The 22971-nt window shown below is 52.4% G+C and carries 27 protein-coding genes; 23 read left to right on the forward strand and 4 right to left on the reverse strand.

Annotated elements, in window-relative coordinates:
- Window positions 1-85 precede the first annotated feature (85 nt).
- The 5 genes from J0M34_05940 to J0M34_05960 are packed head-to-tail and all read left to right on the forward strand — an operon-like array spanning window position 86 to window position 5317.
- Window positions 86-1390 (forward strand): nucleotide sugar dehydrogenase, encoded by a 1305-nt coding sequence (locus J0M34_05940; protein MBN8543789.1) that lies wholly within the window; start codon window positions 86-88, stop codon window positions 1388-1390.
- A 4-nt stretch (window positions 1391-1394) separates the two neighbouring features.
- On the forward strand, window positions 1395-2456 hold the full coding sequence (locus J0M34_05945; GenBank protein MBN8543790.1) for a Gfo/Idh/MocA family oxidoreductase: 1062 nt from the start codon (window positions 1395-1397) through the stop codon (window positions 2454-2456).
- 1 nt (window position 2457) lies between these two features.
- Window positions 2458-3030, forward strand: a complete 573-nt coding sequence (locus tag J0M34_05950; protein ID MBN8543791.1) for an N-acetyltransferase — start codon at window positions 2458-2460, stop codon at window positions 3028-3030.
- An 8-nt stretch (window positions 3031-3038) separates the two neighbouring features.
- A complete protein-coding gene (locus J0M34_05955) occupies window positions 3039-4127 on the forward strand; it encodes a DegT/DnrJ/EryC1/StrS family aminotransferase (protein ID MBN8543792.1) in 1089 nt (362 codons plus the stop codon).
- Entirely contained in the window at window positions 4127-5317 is a 1191-nt protein-coding gene (locus tag J0M34_05960) for an O-antigen ligase family protein (GenBank protein MBN8543793.1), read from the forward strand. The genes J0M34_05955 and J0M34_05960 overlap by 1 nt, the downstream gene beginning before the upstream one ends.
- On the opposite strand, the gene J0M34_05965 is transcribed toward J0M34_05960, so the two are convergent.
- Genes J0M34_05965 through J0M34_05975 form a run of 3 tightly spaced genes read right to left on the reverse strand, consistent with a single transcriptional unit; the run spans window position 5314 to window position 6515 of the window.
- On the reverse strand, window positions 5314-5601 hold the full coding sequence (locus tag J0M34_05965; protein MBN8543794.1) for a metal-sensitive transcriptional regulator: 288 nt from the start codon (window positions 5599-5601) through the stop codon (window positions 5314-5316). The genes J0M34_05960 and J0M34_05965 overlap by 4 nt on opposite strands.
- Window positions 5598-5879 (reverse strand): heavy-metal-associated domain-containing protein, encoded by a 282-nt coding sequence (locus J0M34_05970; GenBank protein MBN8543795.1) that lies wholly within the window; start codon window positions 5877-5879, stop codon window positions 5598-5600. The genes J0M34_05965 and J0M34_05970 overlap by 4 nt, the downstream gene beginning before the upstream one ends.
- Window positions 5880-5888: 9 nt before the next feature.
- Entirely contained in the window at window positions 5889-6515 is a 627-nt protein-coding gene (locus J0M34_05975) for a hypothetical protein (protein MBN8543796.1), read from the reverse strand.
- 107 nt (window positions 6516-6622) lie between these two features.
- Here J0M34_05975 and J0M34_05980 point away from each other — a divergent pair, with 107 nt between their 5' ends.
- The 17 genes from J0M34_05980 (at window position 6623) to J0M34_06060 (ending at window position 21655) form a co-directional block, all read left to right on the forward strand.
- Window positions 6623-7369: a YebC/PmpR family DNA-binding transcriptional regulator gene (locus tag J0M34_05980; GenBank protein MBN8543797.1), complete on the forward strand. Its 747-nt coding sequence runs from the start codon at window positions 6623-6625 to the stop codon at window positions 7367-7369.
- On the forward strand, window positions 7362-7862 hold the full coding sequence (gene ruvC, locus J0M34_05985) for a crossover junction endodeoxyribonuclease RuvC (protein MBN8543798.1): 501 nt from the start codon (window positions 7362-7364) through the stop codon (window positions 7860-7862). The genes J0M34_05980 and ruvC overlap by 8 nt, the downstream gene beginning before the upstream one ends.
- The gene (ruvA, locus tag J0M34_05990; protein ID MBN8543799.1) at window positions 7859-8476 is read left to right on the forward strand and encodes a Holliday junction branch migration protein RuvA; all 618 of its coding nucleotides are present in this window, start codon (window positions 7859-7861) and stop codon (window positions 8474-8476) included. Before ruvC ends, ruvA begins: the two co-directional genes overlap by 4 nt.
- On the forward strand, window positions 8473-9510 hold the full coding sequence (ruvB, locus tag J0M34_05995) for a Holliday junction branch migration DNA helicase RuvB (GenBank protein ID MBN8543800.1): 1038 nt from the start codon (window positions 8473-8475) through the stop codon (window positions 9508-9510). The genes ruvA and ruvB overlap by 4 nt, the downstream gene beginning before the upstream one ends.
- On the forward strand, window positions 9510-9956 hold the full coding sequence (gene ybgC / locus J0M34_06000) for a tol-pal system-associated acyl-CoA thioesterase (protein MBN8543801.1): 447 nt from the start codon (window positions 9510-9512) through the stop codon (window positions 9954-9956). Before ruvB ends, ybgC begins: the two co-directional genes overlap by 1 nt.
- 9 nt (window positions 9957-9965) lie before the next feature.
- Window positions 9966-10739 (forward strand): protein TolQ, encoded by a 774-nt coding sequence (gene tolQ / locus J0M34_06005; protein MBN8543802.1) that lies wholly within the window; start codon window positions 9966-9968, stop codon window positions 10737-10739.
- Window position 10740: 1 nt separating this feature from the next.
- Window positions 10741-11193, forward strand: a complete 453-nt coding sequence (gene tolR, locus J0M34_06010; GenBank protein ID MBN8543803.1) for a protein TolR — start codon at window positions 10741-10743, stop codon at window positions 11191-11193.
- 12 nt (window positions 11194-11205) lie between these two features.
- Window positions 11206-12015, forward strand: coding sequence for a hypothetical protein (locus J0M34_06015; GenBank protein MBN8543804.1), 810 nt, complete (start codon window positions 11206-11208; stop codon window positions 12013-12015).
- A gap of 161 nt (window positions 12016-12176) precedes the next feature.
- Window positions 12177-13475: a Tol-Pal system protein TolB gene (gene tolB / locus J0M34_06020; GenBank protein ID MBN8543805.1), complete on the forward strand. Its 1299-nt coding sequence runs from the start codon at window positions 12177-12179 to the stop codon at window positions 13473-13475.
- Window positions 13476-13830: 355 nt separating this feature from the next.
- On the forward strand, window positions 13831-14313 hold the full coding sequence (pal, locus tag J0M34_06025) for a peptidoglycan-associated lipoprotein Pal (GenBank protein MBN8543806.1): 483 nt from the start codon (window positions 13831-13833) through the stop codon (window positions 14311-14313).
- 109 nt (window positions 14314-14422) lie between these two features.
- On the forward strand, window positions 14423-15310 hold the full coding sequence (gene ybgF, locus J0M34_06030) for a tol-pal system protein YbgF (GenBank protein MBN8543807.1): 888 nt from the start codon (window positions 14423-14425) through the stop codon (window positions 15308-15310).
- Complete coding sequence (tilS, locus tag J0M34_06035; GenBank protein MBN8543808.1) at window positions 15301-16302, forward strand: tRNA lysidine(34) synthetase TilS; 1002 nt, start codon at window positions 15301-15303, stop codon at window positions 16300-16302. Before ybgF ends, tilS begins: the two co-directional genes overlap by 10 nt.
- A 9-nt stretch (window positions 16303-16311) precedes the next feature.
- Entirely contained in the window at window positions 16312-18261 is a 1950-nt protein-coding gene (gene ftsH / locus J0M34_06040; GenBank protein ID MBN8543809.1) for an ATP-dependent zinc metalloprotease FtsH, read from the forward strand.
- A 124-nt stretch (window positions 18262-18385) separates the two neighbouring features.
- A complete protein-coding gene (locus tag J0M34_06045) occupies window positions 18386-19738 on the forward strand; it encodes a phosphoglucosamine mutase (GenBank protein ID MBN8543810.1) in 1353 nt (450 codons plus the stop codon).
- On the forward strand, window positions 19738-20547 hold the full coding sequence (gene thiD, locus J0M34_06050) for a bifunctional hydroxymethylpyrimidine kinase/phosphomethylpyrimidine kinase (GenBank protein ID MBN8543811.1): 810 nt from the start codon (window positions 19738-19740) through the stop codon (window positions 20545-20547). The genes J0M34_06045 and thiD overlap by 1 nt, the downstream gene beginning before the upstream one ends.
- A 36-nt stretch (window positions 20548-20583) precedes the next feature.
- On the forward strand, window positions 20584-20874 hold the full coding sequence (gene rpmE, locus J0M34_06055) for a 50S ribosomal protein L31 (protein ID MBN8543812.1): 291 nt from the start codon (window positions 20584-20586) through the stop codon (window positions 20872-20874).
- Window positions 20875-20905: 31 nt separating this feature from the next.
- The gene (locus tag J0M34_06060) at window positions 20906-21655 is read left to right on the forward strand and encodes a prepilin-type N-terminal cleavage/methylation domain-containing protein (protein MBN8543813.1); all 750 of its coding nucleotides are present in this window, start codon (window positions 20906-20908) and stop codon (window positions 21653-21655) included.
- 4 nt (window positions 21656-21659) lie between these two features.
- Here the strand turns inward: J0M34_06060 and J0M34_06065 are convergent, their stop codons facing one another.
- A complete protein-coding gene (locus tag J0M34_06065; protein ID MBN8543814.1) occupies window positions 21660-21845 on the reverse strand; it encodes a DUF1192 domain-containing protein in 186 nt (61 codons plus the stop codon).
- An 81-nt stretch (window positions 21846-21926) separates the two neighbouring features.
- Here J0M34_06065 and J0M34_06070 point away from each other — a divergent pair, with 81 nt between their 5' ends.
- Entirely contained in the window at window positions 21927-22967 is a 1041-nt protein-coding gene (locus J0M34_06070; GenBank protein ID MBN8543815.1) for an NAD(P)H-quinone oxidoreductase, read from the forward strand.
- The last annotated feature ends 4 nt before the right edge of the window (window positions 22968-22971 follow it).

Raw genomic sequence — 22971 nt, forward strand, 5'->3', positions numbered from 1 at the left:
CAGATTGTCTGAGCCACTCTAAGCTTCCTTATTTCTTGACAAAACAGGGTCTTCACCCTACTCCGCTTTGACGCGAGAAGTAACTATGAAAAACAGTTTAATCAAGAAGTTCCAAGACAAATCCGCCACGATTGGTATCGTCGGCCTAGGCTATGTTGGCCTGCCCCTGCTTATCCGTTACGCGGAAGTGGGATATAAAGTGCTGGGTTTTGACATCGACCAGAGCAAAGTTGACGCGATTAATGCTGGCAAAAGCTACATTCAGCACATTAAGGGCGAGGCAATTGGCGCTGCTGTGAAGAACGGCTCATCCGCCACCGCCGATTTTAGCCGCGCCAAGGAAGTGGATGCACTCATTCTGTGTGTTCCTACGCCACTTACTAAATATCGCGAACCAGATATGAGCTATGTGATTAACACCACGGACTCGCTGGTGCCGCATTTGCGCGCTGGGCAGATTTTCTCGCTCGAAAGCACCACCTACCCCGGCACGACGGACGAAGAATTGCTGCCACGCGTTGAATCCACAGGTCTTAAGGTTGGTAAAGATATTTTCCTCGTCTTCTCGCCAGAGCGTGAGGACCCAGGCAATCCAAAATTCAGCACGCGTTCGATTCCGAAAGTGTGCGGCGGCCACACACCAGACTGTCTGGAAGTTGGCTTGGCGCTTTATGGACAAGTGATTGATAAAGTCGTGCCGATGAGCTCGACCCGCGCTGCAGAGCTTTGCAAATTGCTCGAGAATATTCACCGCGCCGTGAATATCGGCCTCGTGAATGAAATGAAAATCGTTGCCGACAAAATGGGTATCGACATTCACGAAGTGATTCGTGCAGCCGCGACCAAGCCGTTCGGGTTTGTACCCTATTATCCTGGCCCTGGCCTTGGTGGTCACTGCATTCCGATCGACCCATTTTATCTCACGTGGAAAGCCCGCGAATATGGCGTGCATACGCGCTTCATTGAGCTGGCGGGGGATGTGAATTCGTCGATGCCTGATTATGTGGTGTCGAAACTCGTGCACGGCTTAAATGAACAGAAAAAATCGGTGCGCGGCAGTAACGTGCTGGTACTCGGTATTGCTTATAAAAAGAATGTCGACGACATGCGCGAGTCACCCTCGGTCATTCTGATGGAGAAGTTGCGCGATCTGGGTGCTGAGGTTGCTTATAGTGACCCACATATTCCAAGCTTCCCAAAAATGCGCGAACACTCGTTTAATTTGAAAAGCGTTGAACTGAACGAGAAGAATCTAGGCGCCTATGATTGCGTGCTACTCACCACCGATCATGACGCGTTTGATTACGCGTTCATCGAGAAGCACGCTAAGCTCATTGTCGATACGCGTGGGCGCTATAACGAACCTAAACCTCATATCGTGAAGTCATAACGTCATGCGCAATTTTCCTGCACCCATCACTGACCGCAAAGTTCGCATCGCACTCGTGGGCTGCGGGCGCATCGCAAAAAACCATTTCGCGGCGATTGCGCATCACAACAAAGACCTTGAATTGGTCGATGTGTGCGACGTCGACGCAGCAGCGCGTGAGACGGCTGCTAAAGAGACTGGCGCTAAAGCGCATAGCAACCTTACCGACATGCTGAAAACCACGAAGGCGGATGTGATTGTGCTGACAACGCCAAGCGGCCTGCACCCAGAACAAGCGGTGGAGATTGCACGCGCAGGTCGCCATGTGATGACCGAAAAACCAATGGCCACACGCTGGCATGACGGGTTGCGCATGGTGCGCGCTTGCGACGAGGCGAATGTGCGCCTGTTCGTGGTGAAACAAAATCGTCGTAACGCGACGCTGCAATTGCTCAAGCAAGCGGTGGAAGCTGACCGATTTGGCCGTATTTATATGGTGAATGTGAACGTGTTCTGGACACGCCCACAGGAATATTACGATAGCTCCGCATGGCGCGGCACATGGGAATTTGACGGCGGCGCGCTGATGAACCAAGCCAGCCACTATGTCGATTTGCTCGACTGGTTGATTGGGCCAATCGAAAGCATCCAAGCCTATACCGCGACACTCGCACGTAATATCGAAGTCGAAGACACTGCGGTGCTGAACGTCAAATGGCGTTCAGGTGCGCTGGGCTCCATGAACGTCACCATGCTCACCTATCCTAAGAATCTCGAGGGCAGCATCACCATTATTGGTGAAAAAGGTACGGTGCGTGTTGGCGGTGTGGCGGTGAATGAAATCCAGCATTGGGACTTCGCCGAGAAACTGCCCGAAGATGAAAAAATTAAAACCGCAAATTACGAAACCACCTCCGTTTATGGCCATGGCCACCCGCTTTATTATCAGAACGTGATTGATACGCTGCGCGGTAAAGCCGAAGCCGAGACCGATGGTCGTGAGGGTCTCAAATCACTCGAAGTATTGATTGCCGCTTACCTAGCTGCGCGCGACGGCAAGCGCATCGCCCTACCATTGGACTATTAATATGGCCGTTCACCCTCAGGCGAACATTCACCCTACCGCGATTATCGACGATGGTGCGACGATTGGCGTTAACACGCGCATCTGGCATTGGGTGCATGTGTGTGGTGGCGCAAAAATCGGCGAGAGCTGCTCGTTCGGCCAGAACGTGTTTGTGGGTAATGATGTGGTGATTGGCAATAATGTGAAGGTTCAAAATGGCGTGTCGATTTACGACGCGGTGCGCTTAGAAGACGATGTGTTCTGCGGCCCGCACATGGTATTCACCAACGTCTATAATCCGCGCTCTTCTGTATCGCGTAAAAATGAATACCGCCCAACGTTGCTTAAAAAAGGCGTCACGGTTGGTGCGAACGCAACGATTGTTTGCGGCGTCACGCTCGGCGAATATGCCTTTGTCGGTGCTGGCGCGGTGATCAATAAAGACGTTCTGCCTTACGCACTGATGGTTGGCGTTCCCGCTCGTCGTACGGGGTGGATGTGCAAGTGCGGCGTGAAGCTTGAAGGTACGGGAAACGTTACCTGTAGCTGTGGCAGCGCTTATGAAATCAGCTTCAACACGTGCAAGCCATTATGAGCGAGAAAATCGAATTCATTGACCTCAAAGCGCAATATAAGTCGCTGAAGTCGCGCGTTGATGCGCGTATGCAAGCCGTGCTCGACCACGGCCAGTTCATCATGGGGCCTGAGGTGCGCGAGCTGGAAAGCCAGCTTGAGGCTTATACGGGTTCGCAGCATTGCATCACCGTTTCCTCGGGCACAGAGGCGCTGCTGATTGCGCTCATGGCGCTTGGTGTGAAAGCGGGTGATGAGGTTATCACCTCACCTTTCACGTTCGTTTCAACAGCAGAAGTGATCGCGCTGGTTGGCGCAACGCCTGTGTTTGTGGATGTAAACCCCAAGACCTGCAACATGGACGCAGCATTGCTGAAGGCCGCGATTACGCCTAAAACGAAGGCGATTATTCCTGTTTCGCTCTACGGCCAAGTGGCGGATATGGACGAGATTAACGCGATTGCTGCCGATATTCCGGTGATTGAAGACGCTGCGCAGAGTTTTGGCGCAAGCTACAAAGGCCGCAAAAGCTGCAACCTTTCGAAGATTGGCTGCACCAGCTTTTTCCCCAGCAAACCGCTTGGCTGCTATGGCGATGGTGGCGCGATTTTTACTAACGACGCGGCGCTTGCCAAAGCGATGCGCGAGATTCGCGTGCATGGTTCCGAAAAGCGTTACTACCACACACGCATCGGCGTTGGTGGGCGTATGGATACGTTGCAATGCGCGATTGTACTCGCCAAGCTGGAGCAGTTTGATTGGGAAATTGAGCAGCGTATTGCCGCAGGTAACCGCTATGCACAATTGCTACATGGTAAAGCCGCGCAGTTGATTGAGGTTGCAGGCGACAGAACATGCGTGTGGGGGCAATATACCGTGCAGGTCGCAAACCGCGAGGCGGTAATTGCCAAGCTAACCGAGGCAGGCATTCCAACAGCAATCCACTACCCTACCCCATTGCATTTGCAGCCTGCTTACAAAGACATTTGTCGTATCTCTGGCAGCCTGAAGCATTCAGAGGCGTGCGCACAGCGCGTATTTAGTTTGCCGATGCATCCGTATCTGAATGAAACAACGCAACAGCGCATTGTCGATGCGCTTAGTGCAGCCGTGGCGTAATGCTGGCTTTGTTTGCGCATATCCCGACCGCCTTACTCATCGCCGCACCCCTTTTGTTACTGATTTCTACGAAGCTCGTTTCAACCGTGATGAGCGTGGTAGCGGTGTTTGTGATTCTGCTGCATCCCAAGCGCGGCGCCATACTGCGTGGTATCATACAATCCCGCGCGCTCTACATACTCATCGCCCTCATCCTCGTCTGGCCGCTACTTAGTGTAGTGTGGTCTATTGAACCTAGCGAGTCGCTGAGCGATTGGCTCCGTATTGCTTTAATCATGCTGGTCGGTGCGATCTTGTGGGTCAGCGCGAATCGCTTCACTGCGCCTGCCGCCGCGCGCCTTGTGGAATGGATGGCACTTTCCTGCATCGCGGTGCAATGTTTTATTGCGCTTGAAACGGTCGCAGGTATTCCCGTGCTGATTTGGGTAACAGATGGGCTTGGTGGCGATCATTACAAACTCGTCATGCAGTATCTCAACCGCTTTGCGAACGCTATGACACTACTTAGCTTAGTGCTCATCTATGGCCTGCTTAAAAAGCAGATGCGCGTATTAGCGCTGGAATTATTCGCCGTAACCACAATTACCTTGCTGTCACTCGATAGCAACTCAGCCATGCTGGGATTAGTCGCAGGTTGTGGGATTTGGCTTCTTATGCATGGTATGCCCAAAGTCACCATGCGCCTGCTTAGCATGTTAGTGCCACTTGGTTTCCTGATCTTACCGGCGCTTACTTACGCGTTACTTACTTTGCCAGAACTGGATAGCGTGCGTGAGCACTTCGCCAGTTTCTCGGCGGGGCGCATGCCGATTTGGAATTCACTGATTGCGAATAGTTGGGATCATTGGCAGCTTGGCTGGGGCATTTCCACGACACACCTCATTCCCTATAGCCCTGATCTACCAAACCAAATTACATTTAACGGGCCACCTCTTCATCCGCATCACTCGGCACTGCAGGTACTGCTAGAGCTTGGGGCTATTGGGCTGCTACTGTTCACTGCGGCGCTGTGTTTAGTGCTCAAGCAATGTGCGCGTTTGCCCGTTGGCCTTGGTCAAGAAGCAGCCGTGGCGATGATGATAGCCTATCTCGCAACAGGTCTTTCGTCGTTTAGTATTTGGGCGAATTGGTGGATAGGTATGGCATGGCTCGCGGCCATACTCTGGCGTTATCTTGGTAGCGCGCGCTAGTCGCTATATTTTGCGAAGATTTTTTCGATTTCTTCTAACTTAGTTGCCACGTTCTTAGCATCGCCATTCTCAAGCGCATGCTGCACACAATGCTGCAAGTGACGCGTCATAATTTCAGCTTCGATGCTTTTGATCGCAGCGCGTGCGGCGCGGCACTGCGTGAGAATGTCGGGGCAGTAGCGGCGCTCCTCAATCATTTTTTTCAGCCCATCAATTTGCCCCGCAACGCGGTTCAGTTTTTTGAGCTGTGCCGCATGTGAGGGATGTTCGTGTTTTTTACTCATTGGCGTTCAATCTTTGTTACGTCAAACCCCGCATCGCTAATAATGCGTTTTACTTCTGCATCACTGATATCGTTACCGTCTTTGGTCGTGACGGTGAGGATCGCTGCGTCTAAGTCCACTTTTACCGCACTGACTGCGTCATGTTCCTTGAATTGATGCTCCAATCCCTGCACACAAAACGCACAGACGAGACCATTCACCTTCACGGTAATTTCACCAGCCCATGCCATAGGGCTTACCACTATGAGGGCTGCAGTTGTAAGTAAGGTACGTTTCATATCACTCTCCTAAAATTGTAAATTCAGTGCAGCATAAATATTACCGCGATTGGTGATGCCGAGCTCCGCTAATATTGGCCCTCTGAAGGCGCGCAACACGGGGCCAACTTCCAGCGGCGTGTCATCTTCTGGCTCGTGGTCGGCTTGCAGGATAATCCAAGGCTGCCACTCTTCATACGAAGCTTTGTACGGTGCAATTCCAACACGGGCACGCTGCTCAAAATGGCTTTCGAGCACCGCATCATCCGTCGCAATATAATGGTTCTGGTACGCCACCATCCAGCGCCTATCTTCCCAGTCAGCAATCATGCCGATGCGACCTGCAGGTGCTGTCTCGCCACCCTTCTCTGCCATACCTGCGCCACCCATGAGATAGAAATTGGTCTGGGAGCTTGGAGCATTATGGCGATAGGCCAGCCAATTCACGTCCGCCGTATAAAGCCATGCATTGTCGCCCGTGAAATGCTGGGTTGTTAGCCCGAATGAATGGAAGGCGCTGGGCGAGTAATCCACCGATGCGCTCACATAATCTTCGGTGACCTCGAACATAGGCATCGTACCGCCAGGGTAGGAAACCACGCGCGCCTCAGCATTGGCGGCTAAAAAGATTAGGGTAATGGGAAGAACATATTTCATAGCCCCTATGTATACCCCTATAGGGTATCTATAAAGCACAATTTTTGATAGGGGAATAACGTGAGGCGATTACTTGCAAAAACGATGGTTTCTAGTAGTAATTGCGCATGGCTGGTCATTCACAGTTTAAAAACATCATGGTGCGCAAGGGCGCGCAGGATAAAAAGCGCGGCAAGCTATTCACCAAAATTATTCGTGAAATTATGGTGGCGGCAAAAGCTGGCGGCGATATCAACAAAAACCCCCGCTTGCGCGCGGCCGTTATCAAGGCGCGGCAAGAGAACATGCCGAAAGATAAAATCGAAAATGCAATTGCCAAAGGCTCAGGCGCCAACAATACCGAGAACTATGACAGCGTGCGCTATGAAGGCTACGGACCTGCGGGTGTTGCGATTATTGTTGAGGCATTGACCGACAACCGCAATCGCACCGCCTCTAACATCCGCGATATTTTCACCAAACATGATAGTGCGATGGGTGATAGCGGCTCGGTCGGCTTTATGTTCGAACATATTGGCATTATCGAATACCCCGCCGCACAGATTCTGGAAGATGCAATGCTAGAGGCCGCTATCGAAGCAGGCGCAGATAATTGCGAAACATCGGGCGATGTGCATACCATCACTTGCACCATGGAATCATTTGGTGCGGTGCGCGACACATTGGCTACAAAATTTGGTGACGCGAAATCTGCCAAGCTGGCATGGAGCGCAAAAATCACCGCCCCAGCTTCTGGCGAGGCGGCGAAGAATTTGCTCGAACTCGTTGAAGCGTTGGAAGACGATGACGACGTGCAGGAAGTCTATACGAATGTTGAAATGACTGCCGACACATTGGAGAAACTCAGTGCGTAGAATCATCGGTATCGATCCGGGATTAAACAGCACAGGCTGGGGCATTATTGACGTAAAAGGTTCTGCACTGCAGTTCATAGCATGTGGCACGATTTCGGCAAAAGACACCTCGCAGACCATGGCCGAGCGCGTGCTGATTCTTTCGGAAGGCCTCAAGAAAGCGATTGCCGAATTCTCGCCAACTGAAGCGGCGATGGAAGAAACGTTTGCCACACAAAATGGTCAATCCACCTTAAAACTTGGCCAAGCGCGCGGCGCGCTGATGCTAACACTGGCGCAGGCGAATCTTACGGTGGGTGAATATGCGGCGCGCTCAGTGAAAAAGGCTATCGTGGGCACTGGCACGGCCGACAAAAACCAAATTACGCAGATGGTGGGAATCTTATTGCCTGCCTCGAAAGAGGCCATGAAAAAAGAAAAACACGATGCGAGTGATGCGCTGGCGATTGCGATTTGCCATGCCAATCATTCGCAGCATAGGAGCGCAGCATGATTGGTAAATTGACTGGCAAGCTCGATGCGGTATTCGACGACCACATTCTGATTGATGTGAATGGTGTCGGCTATATTGCGTTTTGTTCGGCACGCACGATGCGAATGCTGCCCGACATTGGCGGCATGGTGAGCTTGATTATCGAAACGCATGTGCGCGAGGACCATATTCACCTTTATGGTTTTGGTTCAGCGATTGAGCGTGAATGGTTTAAAATTCTTACCACCGTGCAAGGTGTGGGCGTGAAAATGGGCATGGCGATTCTTGGTCATTTCTCACCGGAACAAATCATCAACTGCATCGCCGCCCAAGATAAAAAGGCGCTGACGCAAGTAAGTGGTGTCGGCCCCAAACTCGCGGAACGTATTGTGGTCGAGCTGAAATCAACCGTCGGAAAAATGGTCGGCAGTACAACGCCGATGGTGGTGACTTCCGATAAGCCAAACAAAAAATCTGCCGCATCGAGTATGAGTGAGGATGCGATCTCAGCATTGGTGCATTTGGGCTATCAACGCGCCGATGCATTTACTGCCGTAGCGCGCGTGCTGCAGCAAAAGCCTGAAGCAAAGCTCGACCAGCTTATCCGTGACGGGCTCAAGGAGTTGGCCGCATGAAGCAATCTTCCGTACTCGCCGCCGAACAGGTCGAAGGTGATGGTGTAGAGTCCTCGCTACGCCCGCAAATGATTTCTGATTTCACGGGTCAACCGCAAGCGGTCGAGAATTTGAAGGTGTTTATTGCTGCAGCAAAATCGCGCAATGAAGCACTCGACCATGTTTTGCTCTATGGCCCTCCAGGTTTGGGTAAAACCACGCTGGCACAAATTATCTCGCGTGAGTTGGGGGTGAATTTTCGCGCAACGTCGGGCCCACTACTTACAAAAGCAGGTGACTTGGCAGCCATCCTTACCAACTTAGAAGCGAATGATGTGTTGTTCATCGACGAGATTCATCGCCTCAATTCCGCCGTCGAAGAAGTTCTCTACCCTGCGATGGAAGATTATAAGCTCGATGTGATTATTGGCGAAGGTCCCTCAGCGCGCACGGTGCGCATCGAATTGCCGAAGTTTACACTCGTGGGCGCAACCACGCGCTTGGGTTTGCTCACGGGGCCATTGCGTGACCGTTTTGGTATTCCACTGAAACTCAATTTTTACGATGTCGCCGAGCTACGCAAAGTGGTCGAGCGTGCCTCTGCATTACTGAATCTGAAACTCACGGGCGATGGTGCAGAAGAAATTGCCAAACGTGCACGTGGTACGCCGCGTATCGCGGTGCGGTTGCTGAAACGCGTGCGCGACTTTGCCCATGCCAATGGCGAGAAGGAAGTAAATGCCAAACTCGCGGACGCATCTTTGAAGAAGCTGGAAGTGGATGGGTTGGGCTTGGATGCTTCTGACCGTCGCTATCTGAACTTCATTGCCGAGCATTACCAAGGTGGGCCCGTGGGTGTTGAGACCATTGCAGCAGGGCTTTCCGAAGCGCGTGATTCAATTGAGGAAACGGTGGAGCCTTTCTTACTACAGCTCGGTTTTATTCAGCGCACACCGCGTGGGCGCATGCTGACACTGACAGCCTATAAGCATCTCGGCCTGAATGCCCCCAGCCGCACGCCCGACCAGCTTGGGTTATTGGATGTGGGTGAATAATGCACCAAGCTCACTTTCATGACGGAGCTTTCTTCTATCCACTTCGCGTCTATTACGAGGACACGGACGCAGGCGGGGTGGTCTATCACTCGAATTTCCTGAACTTCGCCGAGCGTGCCCGCACCGAGTGCCTGCGCCATATGGGGTTGGAGCAAGGCGTGCTCAAGGAAAAAGAGCAATTTATATTCGTCGTTTCTAAGGCGGAAATCGCCTTTAAACGCCCCGGCAGGCTTGATGACGCACTGGTTGTTGAAACCCGCTTGCAGAGCATTCGCAAAGCCCGTATGAGTATGCGCCAAATTGTCCGCAAGGATGAAACGGTGCTCGCCGAAATGACGATTGAGATTGCCTGTGTGTCGCTGAGTAATTTCCGCTCCATGCCGGTTCCCGAGCATATCGTTACTATCTTTGCACAGCATTTACCGTTTGAGATGATAAAGGAGTAAGACATGACCATGAACGTTGCTGCCCCCGTCGCTGGAGTTGATGCCGCCTCTGTTGCGGGCACGGTGGGTACTGTCCCAGGAACTCAGCATTCGCTGCTTGATTTGTTCTTGATTGCTGATCCGCTCGTCATGCTCATCATGATGATCTTGATTGGTATGTCGGTATGTTCGTGGGCAATCATGTTCGATAAATTCATGACCTATCGCCAGATTCTTGGCCGCAGCGAGAATTTTGAGAATGAATTCTGGTCGGCGGATGCGCTTGATAAGTTCTATGACAAAATCAAAAAGCGCAAATCCAAGCACCCAATGGCGCTGATGTTTATGGCGGCGATGGATGAGTGGTTCCGCAGCAAAAATAATGAGCGCCTCGTGCGCGGTTCGGGCACGGGCGGCAGCACTAGCGAGCTGACGATTACCCTCAAAGAACGTATGTTGCAGCAGATGGTGGTCGTGCGTAACCGCGAGCTGGAGCGCTTGGAGCGTGGGCTTGGTTTCCTCGGCACGGCAGGTTCTTCCGCGCCATTCATTGGTCTGCTTGGTACGGTGATTGGTATTATGAACAGCTTCCGCGCGATTGCGGGTGCACAGAATACATCGCTCGCTGTCGTGGCGCCCGGTATTGCCGAGGCGTTGCTCGCTACGGGTATCGGTCTTTTTGTGGCAATCCCTGCGGTGATCGCCTTCAACAAATTCAATGGCGAATTGAATCGTATGGCGGGTAAGCTTGAGGACTTCTCGATGGAGTTCCACACGCTGCTTTCACGTCAGTTGGAGAAGTAAAATGGGTGCAAGTTTACCAGGTGGCGGCGGTCGTCGCGGGCGTAATAGCCGCTATGGTTCTGGCGGCTTCACTGAAATCAACGTCACTCCTTTCGTAGACGTGATGTTGGTGCTGCTCATCGTATTCATGGTGGCTGCACCAATGATGACTTCTGGCGTGCAAGTAGATTTGCCAAAAGCACAGGCAACACCCGTTGCGGGCACTGACGAGCCGTTGAATGTAACGATTCGCCGTGATGGTTCGATTTTTATCCAGAACACGCAAGTGACTCTCGAAGAATTGGGACCCAAGCTACAGTCCGTACTAGGTGAGAAAAAAGAAACCCGCATTTTCGTGCGCGGCGATACATCGATTGATTATGGCAATGTGATGCAAGCGATTGGTACCATTAACGCTGCGGGTTTTACCAAAGTGGCGTTGTTGACGGATCAACCTTCCGCACCACGCCGTTAATAATGAGGGTGTGTGTTCGTTGAAAAACGCAGTTTGCACTATTCTGCTGGTATCCATTTTGGCGCCTTCTTAATTGCCTTCTTTGGATTCCCAAGCATCTTTGACCGCGAGTTGCCTGAACCAATGGTGCTGACGGTGGAAGTCGTGCCTATTGGCGCTATTACCAATCTTCCCTCGCAAGACAAGCCGCTTTCGAAATGGCAGCAAGCGCCAACACCACCAACACCCAAAAAGGTCGTGCCCACGGTAAAGGAAAAAACGCAGCCTAAGCAGGATTTACCAAAAGACGCGGTTCCCTTGCCAGACAAGCCAGCCGAAAAAAAGAAGGAAGAGCCTAAAAAAGAAGAGGTGAAAGAAGACACCAAAAAAGAGGAAGAAGAATTCGATGCGATCTTGAAATCGCTGCAAGAGCAGGCCGAGGAAGAGGCCAAGCCTAAGGCAAAAGATAAAACCACGACCGAAGAGAATAAGACCAAATCCGACAAGCCTTATGATCCAACGATACCGCTTTCTATTAGCGAGAAGGATGCGATTCGCAGCCAGTTCGTTAAATGCTGGCGCATGCCCGCAGGCGCAAAGGATGCTGACCAGCTCGTCGTGAAGGTACGCGTGCAAGTCAGTCAAACGGGTGAAGTGACCGAGGCGAAATTAGCAAGCTCGCAAATGGGTGAGTACCGAGCCAACCCGTTCTTTAAGGCAGCCGCAGACAGCGCCATACGCGCGGTGTGGAAATGCTCGCCACTTCAAAACTTACCTTCCGACAAATATGAAACATGGTCGGATATGGAATTGACCTTTGACCCGTCCGAGATGCTTTATTAGTTTCAATGCTTCGGACATCGGCATGCTGCCTAGTCCTCCGCGTCGCGTTGCGGGCTCATGGCTGACTCGCGCCTACTGGCGCTCGAATAACGGGATATGATTCTCATTGCGCCCTTACGCGAATTGTCTATATAAGAGCGCAGCATTTATCGAGGTAACTTATGCGTCTTATTGCCCTTCTCGCCACATTGATTCTCGCGCCAACTATTGCTTCTGCGCAGTTAAAAATCGATATTACCAAAGGTAACGTTGATCCACTTCCCGTCGCTATTACAGGGTTTACGGGCGATACCGCAAATGGCGCAAGCATTGCTGCCGTGGTGTCGGCGAACTTGGAGCGCTCGGGTTTGTTCCGCCCGATTTCGTCTTCGGCATTCATCGAGCAAGTTTCGAACGGCGACCAAGTGCCGCGCTTTGCTGACTGGCGTCAAATCAACGCACAAGCGATTGTCACGGGTACAGTAACGCCAATTGGCACAGATCGCCTTAAAGTAAGCTTCCGCTTGTGGGACGCACTAGCTGAGCAACAAGTAGCTGGTAAAGAATATAACACCTTCACCCGCAACTGGCGTCGTATCGCCCATCTGATTTCGGATGAGATCTATAAGCGTTTGACGGGTGAGAATGGCTACTTCGATTCGCGCATCGTTTATGTCTCGGAGACGGGCCCTGCAAACCGCAAAATCAAGCGTCTCGCGATTATGGATCAAGATGGCGAGAACCATAAATACCTGACGGACGGTCGTTCGCTGGTGCTCACGCCACGCTTCTCGCCCAATACGCAAGAGATTCTCTATATGTCGTATGCGGGTCGCCAACCACGCGTATTCCTGCGTGATTTGCAAACGGGACGCGAAGAAATGCTTGGCCGTTTCGATGGCATGAGCTTTGCGCCGCGCTTCAACCATGATGGTTCGCGTATGTTGATGTCGATTGCAAAAGGCGGCACGACCAATGTTTTTGAAATGGATTTGCGTTCACGCCAGATGCGCCAACTGACAAATGGTCGTGGCACGATCGATACGTCACCAAGCTACTCGCCTGATGGTAGCAAAATTGTGTTCAACTCTGACCGTGGCGGCTCGCAGCAGCTTTATACGATGGATTCGAACGGCGGCAACGTACAGCGCATCAGCTTCGGCACGGGTAATTACGGTACGCCTGTTTGGTCACCACGTGGCGACTTGATCGCGTTTACCAAAATCTCAGGCGGTCAGTTCTACATTGGCGTGATGCGCTCAGATGGTTCGGGCGAGCGCTTGCTGACCCAAAGCTGGCTGGATGAAGGCCCAAGCTGGGCACCTAATGGCCGCGTACTAGTGTTCAGCCGTGAATTCCCTGGTCGTGGCGGCACGCGTGCGCGCCTATACTCCGTCGATATTACGGGACATAACCTGCGCGAAGTCATTACCCCGACGGATGCGTCAGACCCGGCGTGGTCACCGCTCCTGCCGATGTAGTATAGGTTCGCTCAAGCGCCGCTGGGGCTTACCTCCTCAACGGAGGTCGAGGCGTCGTTTTTAGTAAGGGATTAGTAGTATACTCCCCCGCCGCAAGCGGCTCGCGCCATTTCAGCGCTACGCATTCACCCAATAATCGTCGCCAAGGCTGCGGTATTTAGAGTTGCGCGTTCTTCGTAAAGGGGCTTTTTTGTCACCTGTTGCAAAAATATCGCATCCCTGTGGTATTGATGCTCCCTGCAAAAAAACGTGTTACCGCCCCTTGCCTTTTGCGCGCGAGTGTGCCACATCACGTGCATCCCAACCTCACGTTGGAATAAAACATTGATTTACATAGATTTATCAGGAGATTAAAATGAAAAAGACGACTGCATTGGCCCTCGTGTCATCGCTGTTTTTGCTCGCTGCATGTGATTCCGCTGGTACCGATTCAGGTGCTGCAGGCGGCGCTGGTGGCGCAGCTGGTACCGGTACCGGTATCCTCGGTACGAACGCTGACGGCGTAAGCGTTGGTGACCGCGTATACTTCGACTACAACAGCTCTGTAGTAACTGCTGAAGGTCAAGCGACCCTCGACAGCCAAGCTCAGTGGCTGAAGCAAAACGGTAGCGTGAATGTTGCTATCGAAGGTCACTGCGATGAGCGCGGTACCCGTGAGTACAACATTGCACTCGGCGAGCGTCGTGCTTCTGCTGTGAAGAGCTACCTCGTAGGTCTTGGCGTAGATGCAAGCCGCGTCTCGACCATCTCGTACGGCAAAGAGCGTCCAGCTGTTGTTGGTCATGACGAGTCGTCATGGTCACAAAACCGCCGCGGCGTGACCGTAATCGCGAACTAATTCGTTCCGCGAATCGAAACGAAAACCCGCTAGGTGAAAACCTAGCGGGTTTTTTGTTGTCTTGTCATCCTCGCTAAAACTTGCTAACTCAGGCGCATACGGAGAGTTTATGCGCGCGCTAGCTTTGGCCTTACTGTTAATTTCTATCGCTCCTGCCACGCAGGCACAGGATATGGCATCCATGGCGGACCGCATGGCGCGCCTTGAGCGTGACCTTACATTCATGCAGCGTCAAATTTATCAGGGTGGTGCAAAAGCAGATCCAGCCGCAGCACCTGCGACACAAGCGCAGGCACATGTACAATTTACGCAGCTACAAGAAGAGATGCGCCAATTGCGTGGTCAGTTCGAGCAAGTGCAGTACATGAACGCACGCTTGCAAACCGAATTAAAGCAACTCTCGGATGATATGGATTTCCGCTTACAAGCCATTGAGAAGCAACTTGCTGAACAGCAAGCTGCCAGTGAAGACGTTGAAGACGAAGATGTGGCTGAAGAAGAGGAAGAGGCAGAAGAAGAGCCTGCGCGCCCAGAAGATAATCCAGCGCAGTACGAACCCAACGCACGCAATGACAACGATAACGACACTTCTAGCTCGCCGCGCACCTTTGAAAATGCGAGCGCACATTATTCTTACGCATTCAAGCTGATGAATGATCGTAAATTTGCAGAAGCGAGTAAGAGCTTTGATAGTTTCGTGGATAAATATCCAAAAGATCCCCTCACAGCGAATGCGTATTATTGGCTGGGCGAAAGCTACTATGTACGCTCACAATACGCTAAGGCAGCCGAAGGCTTCCGCAACGGTTTTGAAGCCGCACCTAAAGGTTCTAAAGCACCCGACAACTTGCTGAAGCTCGCTATGTCATTGGGTGGCTTGAAGCGCAATGATCAAGCCTGCGTGGTGCTCAAGCAAATCATTAGCAAATACGGCAACCGCGCACCTGATGCGCGCACTAAAGCGCAGCGCGAATACGGCAAGCTGAAGTGCAAGTAACCGCTCTGCTGGACGCACTTGGCCCCTTCGAGCCCACTCCTCACCTTGCAGTTGCGCTTTCTGGCGGCGCCGATAGTACGGCACTCTTATTATTAGCACGCGAATGGGCAGTACAACGCGGGGGAACTGTGTCCGCACTGATCGTCGATCACCGCCTGCGCGATGATTCAACCGATGAGGCCAAAGAGGTCGCGGCACGACTTGGTGCAATCATCCTAACGCCCGAACATCCAATGGTTTCTAATAATCTGGCAGAGCGTGCCCGCGAATGGCGCTATGATGCTTTAACGGCTTGGTGTCGTGATCATCACGTGCTGCACTTACTCGTCGCTCACCATGCGGACGACCAAGCGGAAACGGTGGCGTTACATACAGAACGCGGCGATACAGAAGATGGTGCAAGCGCGATGGCTGCCGTCACCATTCGCGATGGCGTACGAATCTTGCGACCATTACTGCATATTCGCAAATCGCAGCTAGAGGCGTATTTGCGTGCACATAATGCGAGTTGGGTGGAAGACCCCACGAATGCAAACCTCACTTTCAAGCGCAATGCAATTCGCCACGCGATGACAGATAGTGAGCATGAGCGCCTCATCGCGATTGCACAGCGTGAGGGCGCTGCCCGCGCTCAGCGTGACGAAGCGCATGCGCGCGCTGCTGCCCGCGTCGCACAGGCAAGCGAAGATGAGATTACCTTGGATAGTGCAACCTTACTTGCATTGCCCCAACCTATCGCCACGCGCTTATTGGCGGATAGTTTATGCACCGTAAGCGGCTCTCACACACGCCCGCGCAAGCACGAGACAGAGGGGCTTTTTGCTCGAATTCAGCAACCCACTTTCTCCAAAGCAACTTTGAAGCACTGCCTTATTGAAAAACGTGGTACAACACTCCATATATCACCCGAACACGCCGAAAACATGGATAGACGCGCGTCAAAACCGCTTGCTGCCAGCCCGTTTTGGTGGTTAGATTCGCGCTCGTTTTAGAAAGATCTTATGCCTCCAATCGCTAAAAATATTCTGCTCTGGGCTGGTATTCTCATCGCCGCACTTTTGGTGGTGCAATTAATACAAGGCCCGCAAGATACGGCTGAGAGCGGGGCACGCCTTTCCTACAGTGAATTTATCAGCAAGGTTGAGTCGGGCGAAATCGCAGACGTGATGATTCGTGAATCCCGCGAAGAAGGCACGATGATTCAGGGGCATTTCAATAATGGTGAGCGCTTTGCATTGCAGGCTATCTCTGACCCTGAGCTGGTGAGCACGCTGCGCGCCAACAATGTGAAAATCGCTGCAGCACCCAGCAATTCGGGCATGAATGGCTTTTGGAACATGTTCCTGTCCTCGTGGCTACCCTTCCTGATTTTGATTGGTGTCTATGTGTTTTTCATGCGCCAAATGCAAGGCGGCAAAGGCGGCGGCGCGATGGGATTTGGCAAATCACGGGCACGTCTTTTGACCGAGCATGGTGACCGCGTCACCTTCGAAGACGTAGCGGGAATCGATGAAGCGAAAGACGAATTATCCGAGATTGTAGACTTTTTGAAGAACCCACAAAAATTCCAAAAGCTCGGCGGCAAGATTCCGCGTGGCTGTTTGCTGGTTGGCCCTCCTGGCACTGGTAAAACCTTGTTGGCGCGTGCCATTGCGGGCGAAGCGGGCGTGCCGTTCTTCTCCATTTCCGGTTCGGACTTCGTAGAGATGTTCGTAGGTGTTGGTGCAAGCCGCGTGCGCGATATGTTCGAGCAAGGAAAGAAATCAGCGCCGTGCATTATCTTCATCGACGAGATCGATGCCGTAGGTCGCCACCGTGGTGCGGGGCTTGGCGGCGGTAATGACGAGCGTGAACAAACCCTCAACCAATTACTCGTCGAGATGGACGGGTTCGAAGCGAATGAAAGCGTGATTCTCATTGCGGCAACCAACCGCCCTGACGTGCTTGACCCCGCCCTGCTGCGCCCTGGCCGCTTTGACCGTCAGATTGTCGTGCCAAATCCTGATATTGAAGGCCGCACCAAGATCCTCAACGTGCATATGAAGAAAGTTCCCCTCGCGCCGGATGTGGATGCAAAAATTATCGCACGTGGCACACCAGGTTTTTCGGGTGCTGATCTTGCCAATCTGGTGAATGAAGCAGCGTTGCTTGCGGCGCGCCAAGATAAAAAAGTAGTGACGATGCGCGAGCTTGAAGCCGCCAAAGATAAAGTCATGATGGGCGTTGAGCGCAAATCTATGGTGATGAGCGATGAAGAGAAAAAGATGACGGCGTACCACGAGGCGGGTCACGCGGTCGTTGCCATGCATTGCGCCGCAAGTGATCCTATTCATAAAGCGACGATCATTCCGCGCGGTCGCGCGCTGGGTATGGTCATGCGTTTGCCTGAGTCCGATAAAATTTCCTACAAGCGCGAGAAGATGATTGCTGACCTTGCTGTTGCTATGGGCGGTCGTGTGGCGGAAGAATTGATATTCGGTCATGACAAAGTGTCGTCTGGTGCATCGTCGGACATTCAGTACGCAACCAAATTATCGCGCGCGATGGTTACGGAATGGGGACTGAGTGATACGTTGGGTCCTATCCATTACGGTCAGAGTGATCACGGTGAGCCATTCCTCGGCCAGAATATTACGCGCCACAGCACCACCTCGGAAGCGACGGCAGCAGCAGTGGATGCAGAAGTAAAACGTATCGTCACCGAAGCGCATGCGACGGCGACAAAGCTCCTCACTGATCACCGCGACCAGTTAGATATCGTTGCTAAAGCGTTGCTGGAATTTGAAACCCTGACGGGCGATGAAATTGCCCAACTCATGAAGGGTGAAACGATTACGCGCCCTGATGCTGAGGCATCGGCAAAGAAACCTGTTAAGTCCTCGCTGCCATCCAAGCGCAAGAAGAGCGACGATAGTGGCGATAACAGCGATCAAAGCTCAACGATTCACTAGTATTTAGTTCGCTCAAGCGCCGCTGATGCTTTCCTCCTCAACGGAGGTCGGTGCGTCGGTTATTATCACTGAATATTTCAATTGATTTCGTTGCACCTGAACGCACATGGTGTAAATAGCGCTCATGAGTCCTCGCAAACTTTTCGGAACAGATGGTATTCGCGGCACCGCGAACAGCCACCCTATGACTGCGGAAATCGCCCTCAAGGTTGGCATGGCGGCGGGTCGCTATTTTAACCGTGGCAACCACCGCCACCGTGTGGTGATTGCGAAAGACACGCGCTTATCTGGCTATATGATTGAAAACGCCCTCACCTCTGGCTTCCTGTCGATGGGGATGGACGTACTATTGTTCGGCCCACTACCAACGCCTGCGGTGGCATTCCTCACGCGCGCGATGCGTGCCGATATTGGCGTGATGATTTCGGCATCGCATAATCCGTATGAAGATAACGGCCTCAAACTCTTCGGACCCGATGGTTACAAACTCTCGGATGAAATCGAGCGTGAAATTGAACTGATGATGCAAGGCGATTTGAGTAAGCATCTCGCGGCCCCTACCAAAATCGGTCGCGCCAAACGTATTGACGACGCACCAGGACGCTACATCGAGTTAGTGAAATCGACGTTCCCCAAACATCTGCGCCTTGATGGTCTTAAAATCGTCATGGATTGCGCCAATGGCGCGGGCTATCAAGTTGGGCCCGTTATCCTGTGGGAATTGGGCGCGCATGTGATTAAAATTCATAATGAGCCTAATGGTTTCAACATCAATGACAAGTGCGGCTCAACCCATCCCGAGTCACTCATTGCTGCTGTCAAACGCGAGAAGGCTGACCTTGGCATCGCGCTGGACGGTGATGCAGACCGCCTGCTCATGGTTGATGAAAAAGGCAACGTGATCGATGGCGACCAGTTGATGGCGATGATTGCTGTGCAGTGGCAAAAAACAGGCGAGCTTAAAGGCGGTGGCATTGTTTCAACGCAGATGAGCAATCTTGGTCTTGAACAATTCCTAGAGAAAAAGAAACTCAAACTACACCGCACCAAAGTGGGTGACCGCTACGTGATGGAGCAGATGCGCAAAGGCGGCTGCAATATCGGCGGCGAACCTTCGGGCCATATTATTCTAAGTGATTATTCGACTACGGGTGACGCGCTCATTGCCGCACTGCAAGTGCTTGCCTTGTTGGTAGAAGATGGCCGTAGCATGAGCAAAGCCTCGAAAGTATTTACGCCTGTGCCGCAAGTTCTCAAGAACGTGCGCTTTGCTGGCGGCAACCCACTTAAAGAGAAAAAAGTTGAAGCGGCGATTAAGGACGCGCAAGAGACCTTGGGTAAAAAGGGTCGCGTGTTTGTGCGCGCTTCAGGCACCGAACCGTTGATTCGCGTGATGGTCGAAGGCGATGACCATAAAAAAATTAGCAAAATCGCTGACACCATCGCGAGTACCATTCAATCTAAAAAGCGCGCGTGATGCTGCCACGTGTTCTCATTATCGCAGGCTCTGATTCTGGCGGTGGCGCTGGCATTCAGGGCGATACTAAAACCGTGACTTGCCTAGGCGGTTATGCAGCAACCGCGATTACCGCACTCACCGCACAAAACACCCTGGGGGTGTTTGGTATTCATAGCGTGCCCGATGATTTCATCGCGCAGCAAATTGATTTGGTGCTAAGCGATATCGGCGCGGATGCGATTAAAACAGGCATGCTGCACTCCGCATCGGTGATTGATGTGATCGTAAACCATGTGCCTAAAGAGATCCCACTCATCGTGGATACGGTGATGGTTGCGAAAGGCGGCTCGCCACTTTTGGAACCGTCGGCTATCGAGGCGTTGAAATCCAAACTCATTCCGCGCGCTTATGTCATTACCCCAAACATACCAGAGGCCGAGTTATTGCTGGGGCGTAAAATCCCTGACACGGCAGCTATGGAACAGGCGGCGCGTGACTTGCTGAAGCTTGGCTCACAGGCTGTATTGCTCAAAGGTGGGCATTTGGAAGGCGAGGAAGTCATTGATATTCTTATTGAAAATGGCAAGGTGACGCGTTTTTCAAGCCCACGTATTGCCAGCCGTCACACCCATGGCACGGGCTGCACGCTAGCTTCGGCGCTGGCAACGGGGATTGCTGCTAAACTGCCCCTGACTGATGCCGTTCATCAGGCGCGAAACTACGTGCTAAACGCCCTGAAATCCGCCCCTGAGCTGGGTAAAGGCCATGGCCCACTGAACCATGGTTGGATTTTAGGCCAAAAAGCGCTTGCCAAAGCCGCTTGCTAGGTCTATCAACCCGCCTCCAGACTCAAGGAGCATGTTATGGCACGTCAAGGCATTCACCCCGATTATCACACGATCACCATCGTGATGACGGATGGTACAAAATATGAAACGCGTTCGACCTACGGTAAAGAAGGCGACACGCTGACCTTGGACGTAGATCCACTTACGCACCCAGCATGGGTTGGTGGTGTGAACCTGCGTAAAACGGGTCGTTTGGAAAGCTTTAACAACCGCTTCGGTGCGATTGCTTCCATCAACAAAAACCCAGATGGCTCTGCTGGCGCTCCTGCCGCTCCGAAAGAAGCGAAGAAAGAAAAGAAAGCTTAGCTTTCTTTGCTATAATCTCTATGATTATAGCATGCGTTCAGCTTTCTCACTCGTCGAACTTTCGATTGTCCTTGTCATACTCGGTCTTTTGACTGGCGGTATTCTCGCTGGCCAATCACTGATTCGCGCCTCGGAGCTTCGTGCAGTGACCGCTGAATATCAGCGCTATGCTGCGGCGGTGAATACATTTCGTGATAAATATTTTGCCTTGCCGGGCGATATGGCAAATGCACAGAACTTCTGGGGAGTGGCACATGCAACACCCGCAACTTGCGTGACAACGGTGGGTACAGGCACGCAGACCTGCAATGGTGACGGGAATGGAAGAATTGACATATCTGCCGGCAGCCGCGAGCCATTTCGTGCATGGCAACATTTAGCGAATGCCGGTCTTATTGAAGGAACTTACACAGGAACGGTGACTCTACCCACCTGGCCATCGTCAAAAATAAGTAATAACAGCACTTGGGGTATGGGTAATTGGAATTATACAGGCAGTCTCTACTGGTTCGATGGCGACTATGGGAACGTACTGTATAACGGCGCCAATAACGCAGGCACCACTATCGGAAATGTGAACCCTTCAGAAGCATGGAACATTGATACGAAAATGGATGATGGACTACCCGCACAGGGAAAACTATGGGGTGGCGGTTGGGGTTCTGGCATGAGTACTGCTGGCACATTCTGCACAACCGCAGCATCCAGCGCTACGCTGACGGCAACATATCTACTTTCAAACAATAATAAGGATTGTATGTTCGTCTGGCGTCAGCAGTGATAGCCTAACTAAAAAACGCTTCGGCTTTTGCTTTGACGCTGCCGCGCTTTTCGATTTCCGCTTTGACGCGGGCAATCTCTGCATCCAGCTCCACCAGATATTCCTGCATCGCGGCGACGGAGCTTTCCGTAATGTTGCGCGGGAACATCTGTTCGGGCTTGGGTTTGGGTGGTGCGTCGTCGAGGAACATGGGGTCGTTTACCGTTTAGCGTTGACAGTTTACCGTAGTGGCTTACGGTAAACGGCGAACAGTAAATGGTCAACGAACTCTATGCCAAACCCACGCAAAAAAACTGATACTGCACCCATGCGCGCCATCAGCATTCTCAATCCTGGTGAGCATGGTTCGCTGGTGATGGAGCATGACGCGCCGCGCCCCGATATTGGCCCTACCCAGATATTGATTCGCGTTGCCTACACGGGCATTAACCGCGCCGATAGCCTGCAGAAGCTTGGTCTATACCGTGCGCCTGAGGGGGCATCGCCCCTGCCGGGGCTTGAGGTTTCGGGCACGATTGAGGCAGTGGGCGAGAAAGTCGTTGGCTGGAGTATTGGCGAGAAAGTCTGTGCGCTGGTCGATGGTGGTGGTTACGCTGAATATGTTGCAGTAGAGGCCGCCCATACCCTGCCCTTACCCGCAAGACTGAATCTCGAAGAGGCGGCGACATTGCCCGAAGCCTGCGCCACCGCATGGATGGCGCTGATATGGGAAGGCAATCTGAAAGCGGGCGAACGGGTGTTGATTCACGGCGGGGCAAGCGGTATTGGCGTAGTGCTCGTTCAAGTGGCTAAAGCACTAGGCGCCACGGTTTATAGCACCGCCGGAACGGACGAGAAATGCGCCCTCATCAAAAAACTAGGTGGTGTGCCCATCAACTACGCGAACAGCGATTTTGCCCAAGAAATCAATGCACTTACCAAGAATCAGGGCGTGGATGTGATTATCGATACGCTGGGCGCACCGCATTTAACCACGCATTTAGGGCTATTGCGCAAAGGCGGCAGGCTGGTGAGCCTTGGTTTCTTGCAAGGCAGCTTGGCCGAAAGCATCAAAATGGGTACTTTACTTGTTAAGCATTTACGCTGGTCGGGTGTCACCCTGCGTGGGCAGTCGCCCACCCATAAAGCAGAGCTGATGGATGCGGTAAGGCTCAGAATCTGGCCTTATCTCGCCTCAGGCAAAATCTTGCCCGTGATTGATTCGGTCTTTCCGTTCGAAGAGGCCAATGCTGCGCATAAACGCATGGAAGAACGCTTGCATTGTGGGAAAATTCTACTAGAAGTGGCTTCCCCCGCGAGCGGGACGAATTAAGGAG

It is taken from the genome of Alphaproteobacteria bacterium, assembly GCA_017302575.1.
GTDB lineage: Bacteria > Pseudomonadota > Alphaproteobacteria > Rickettsiales > UBA3002 > JAFLDD01.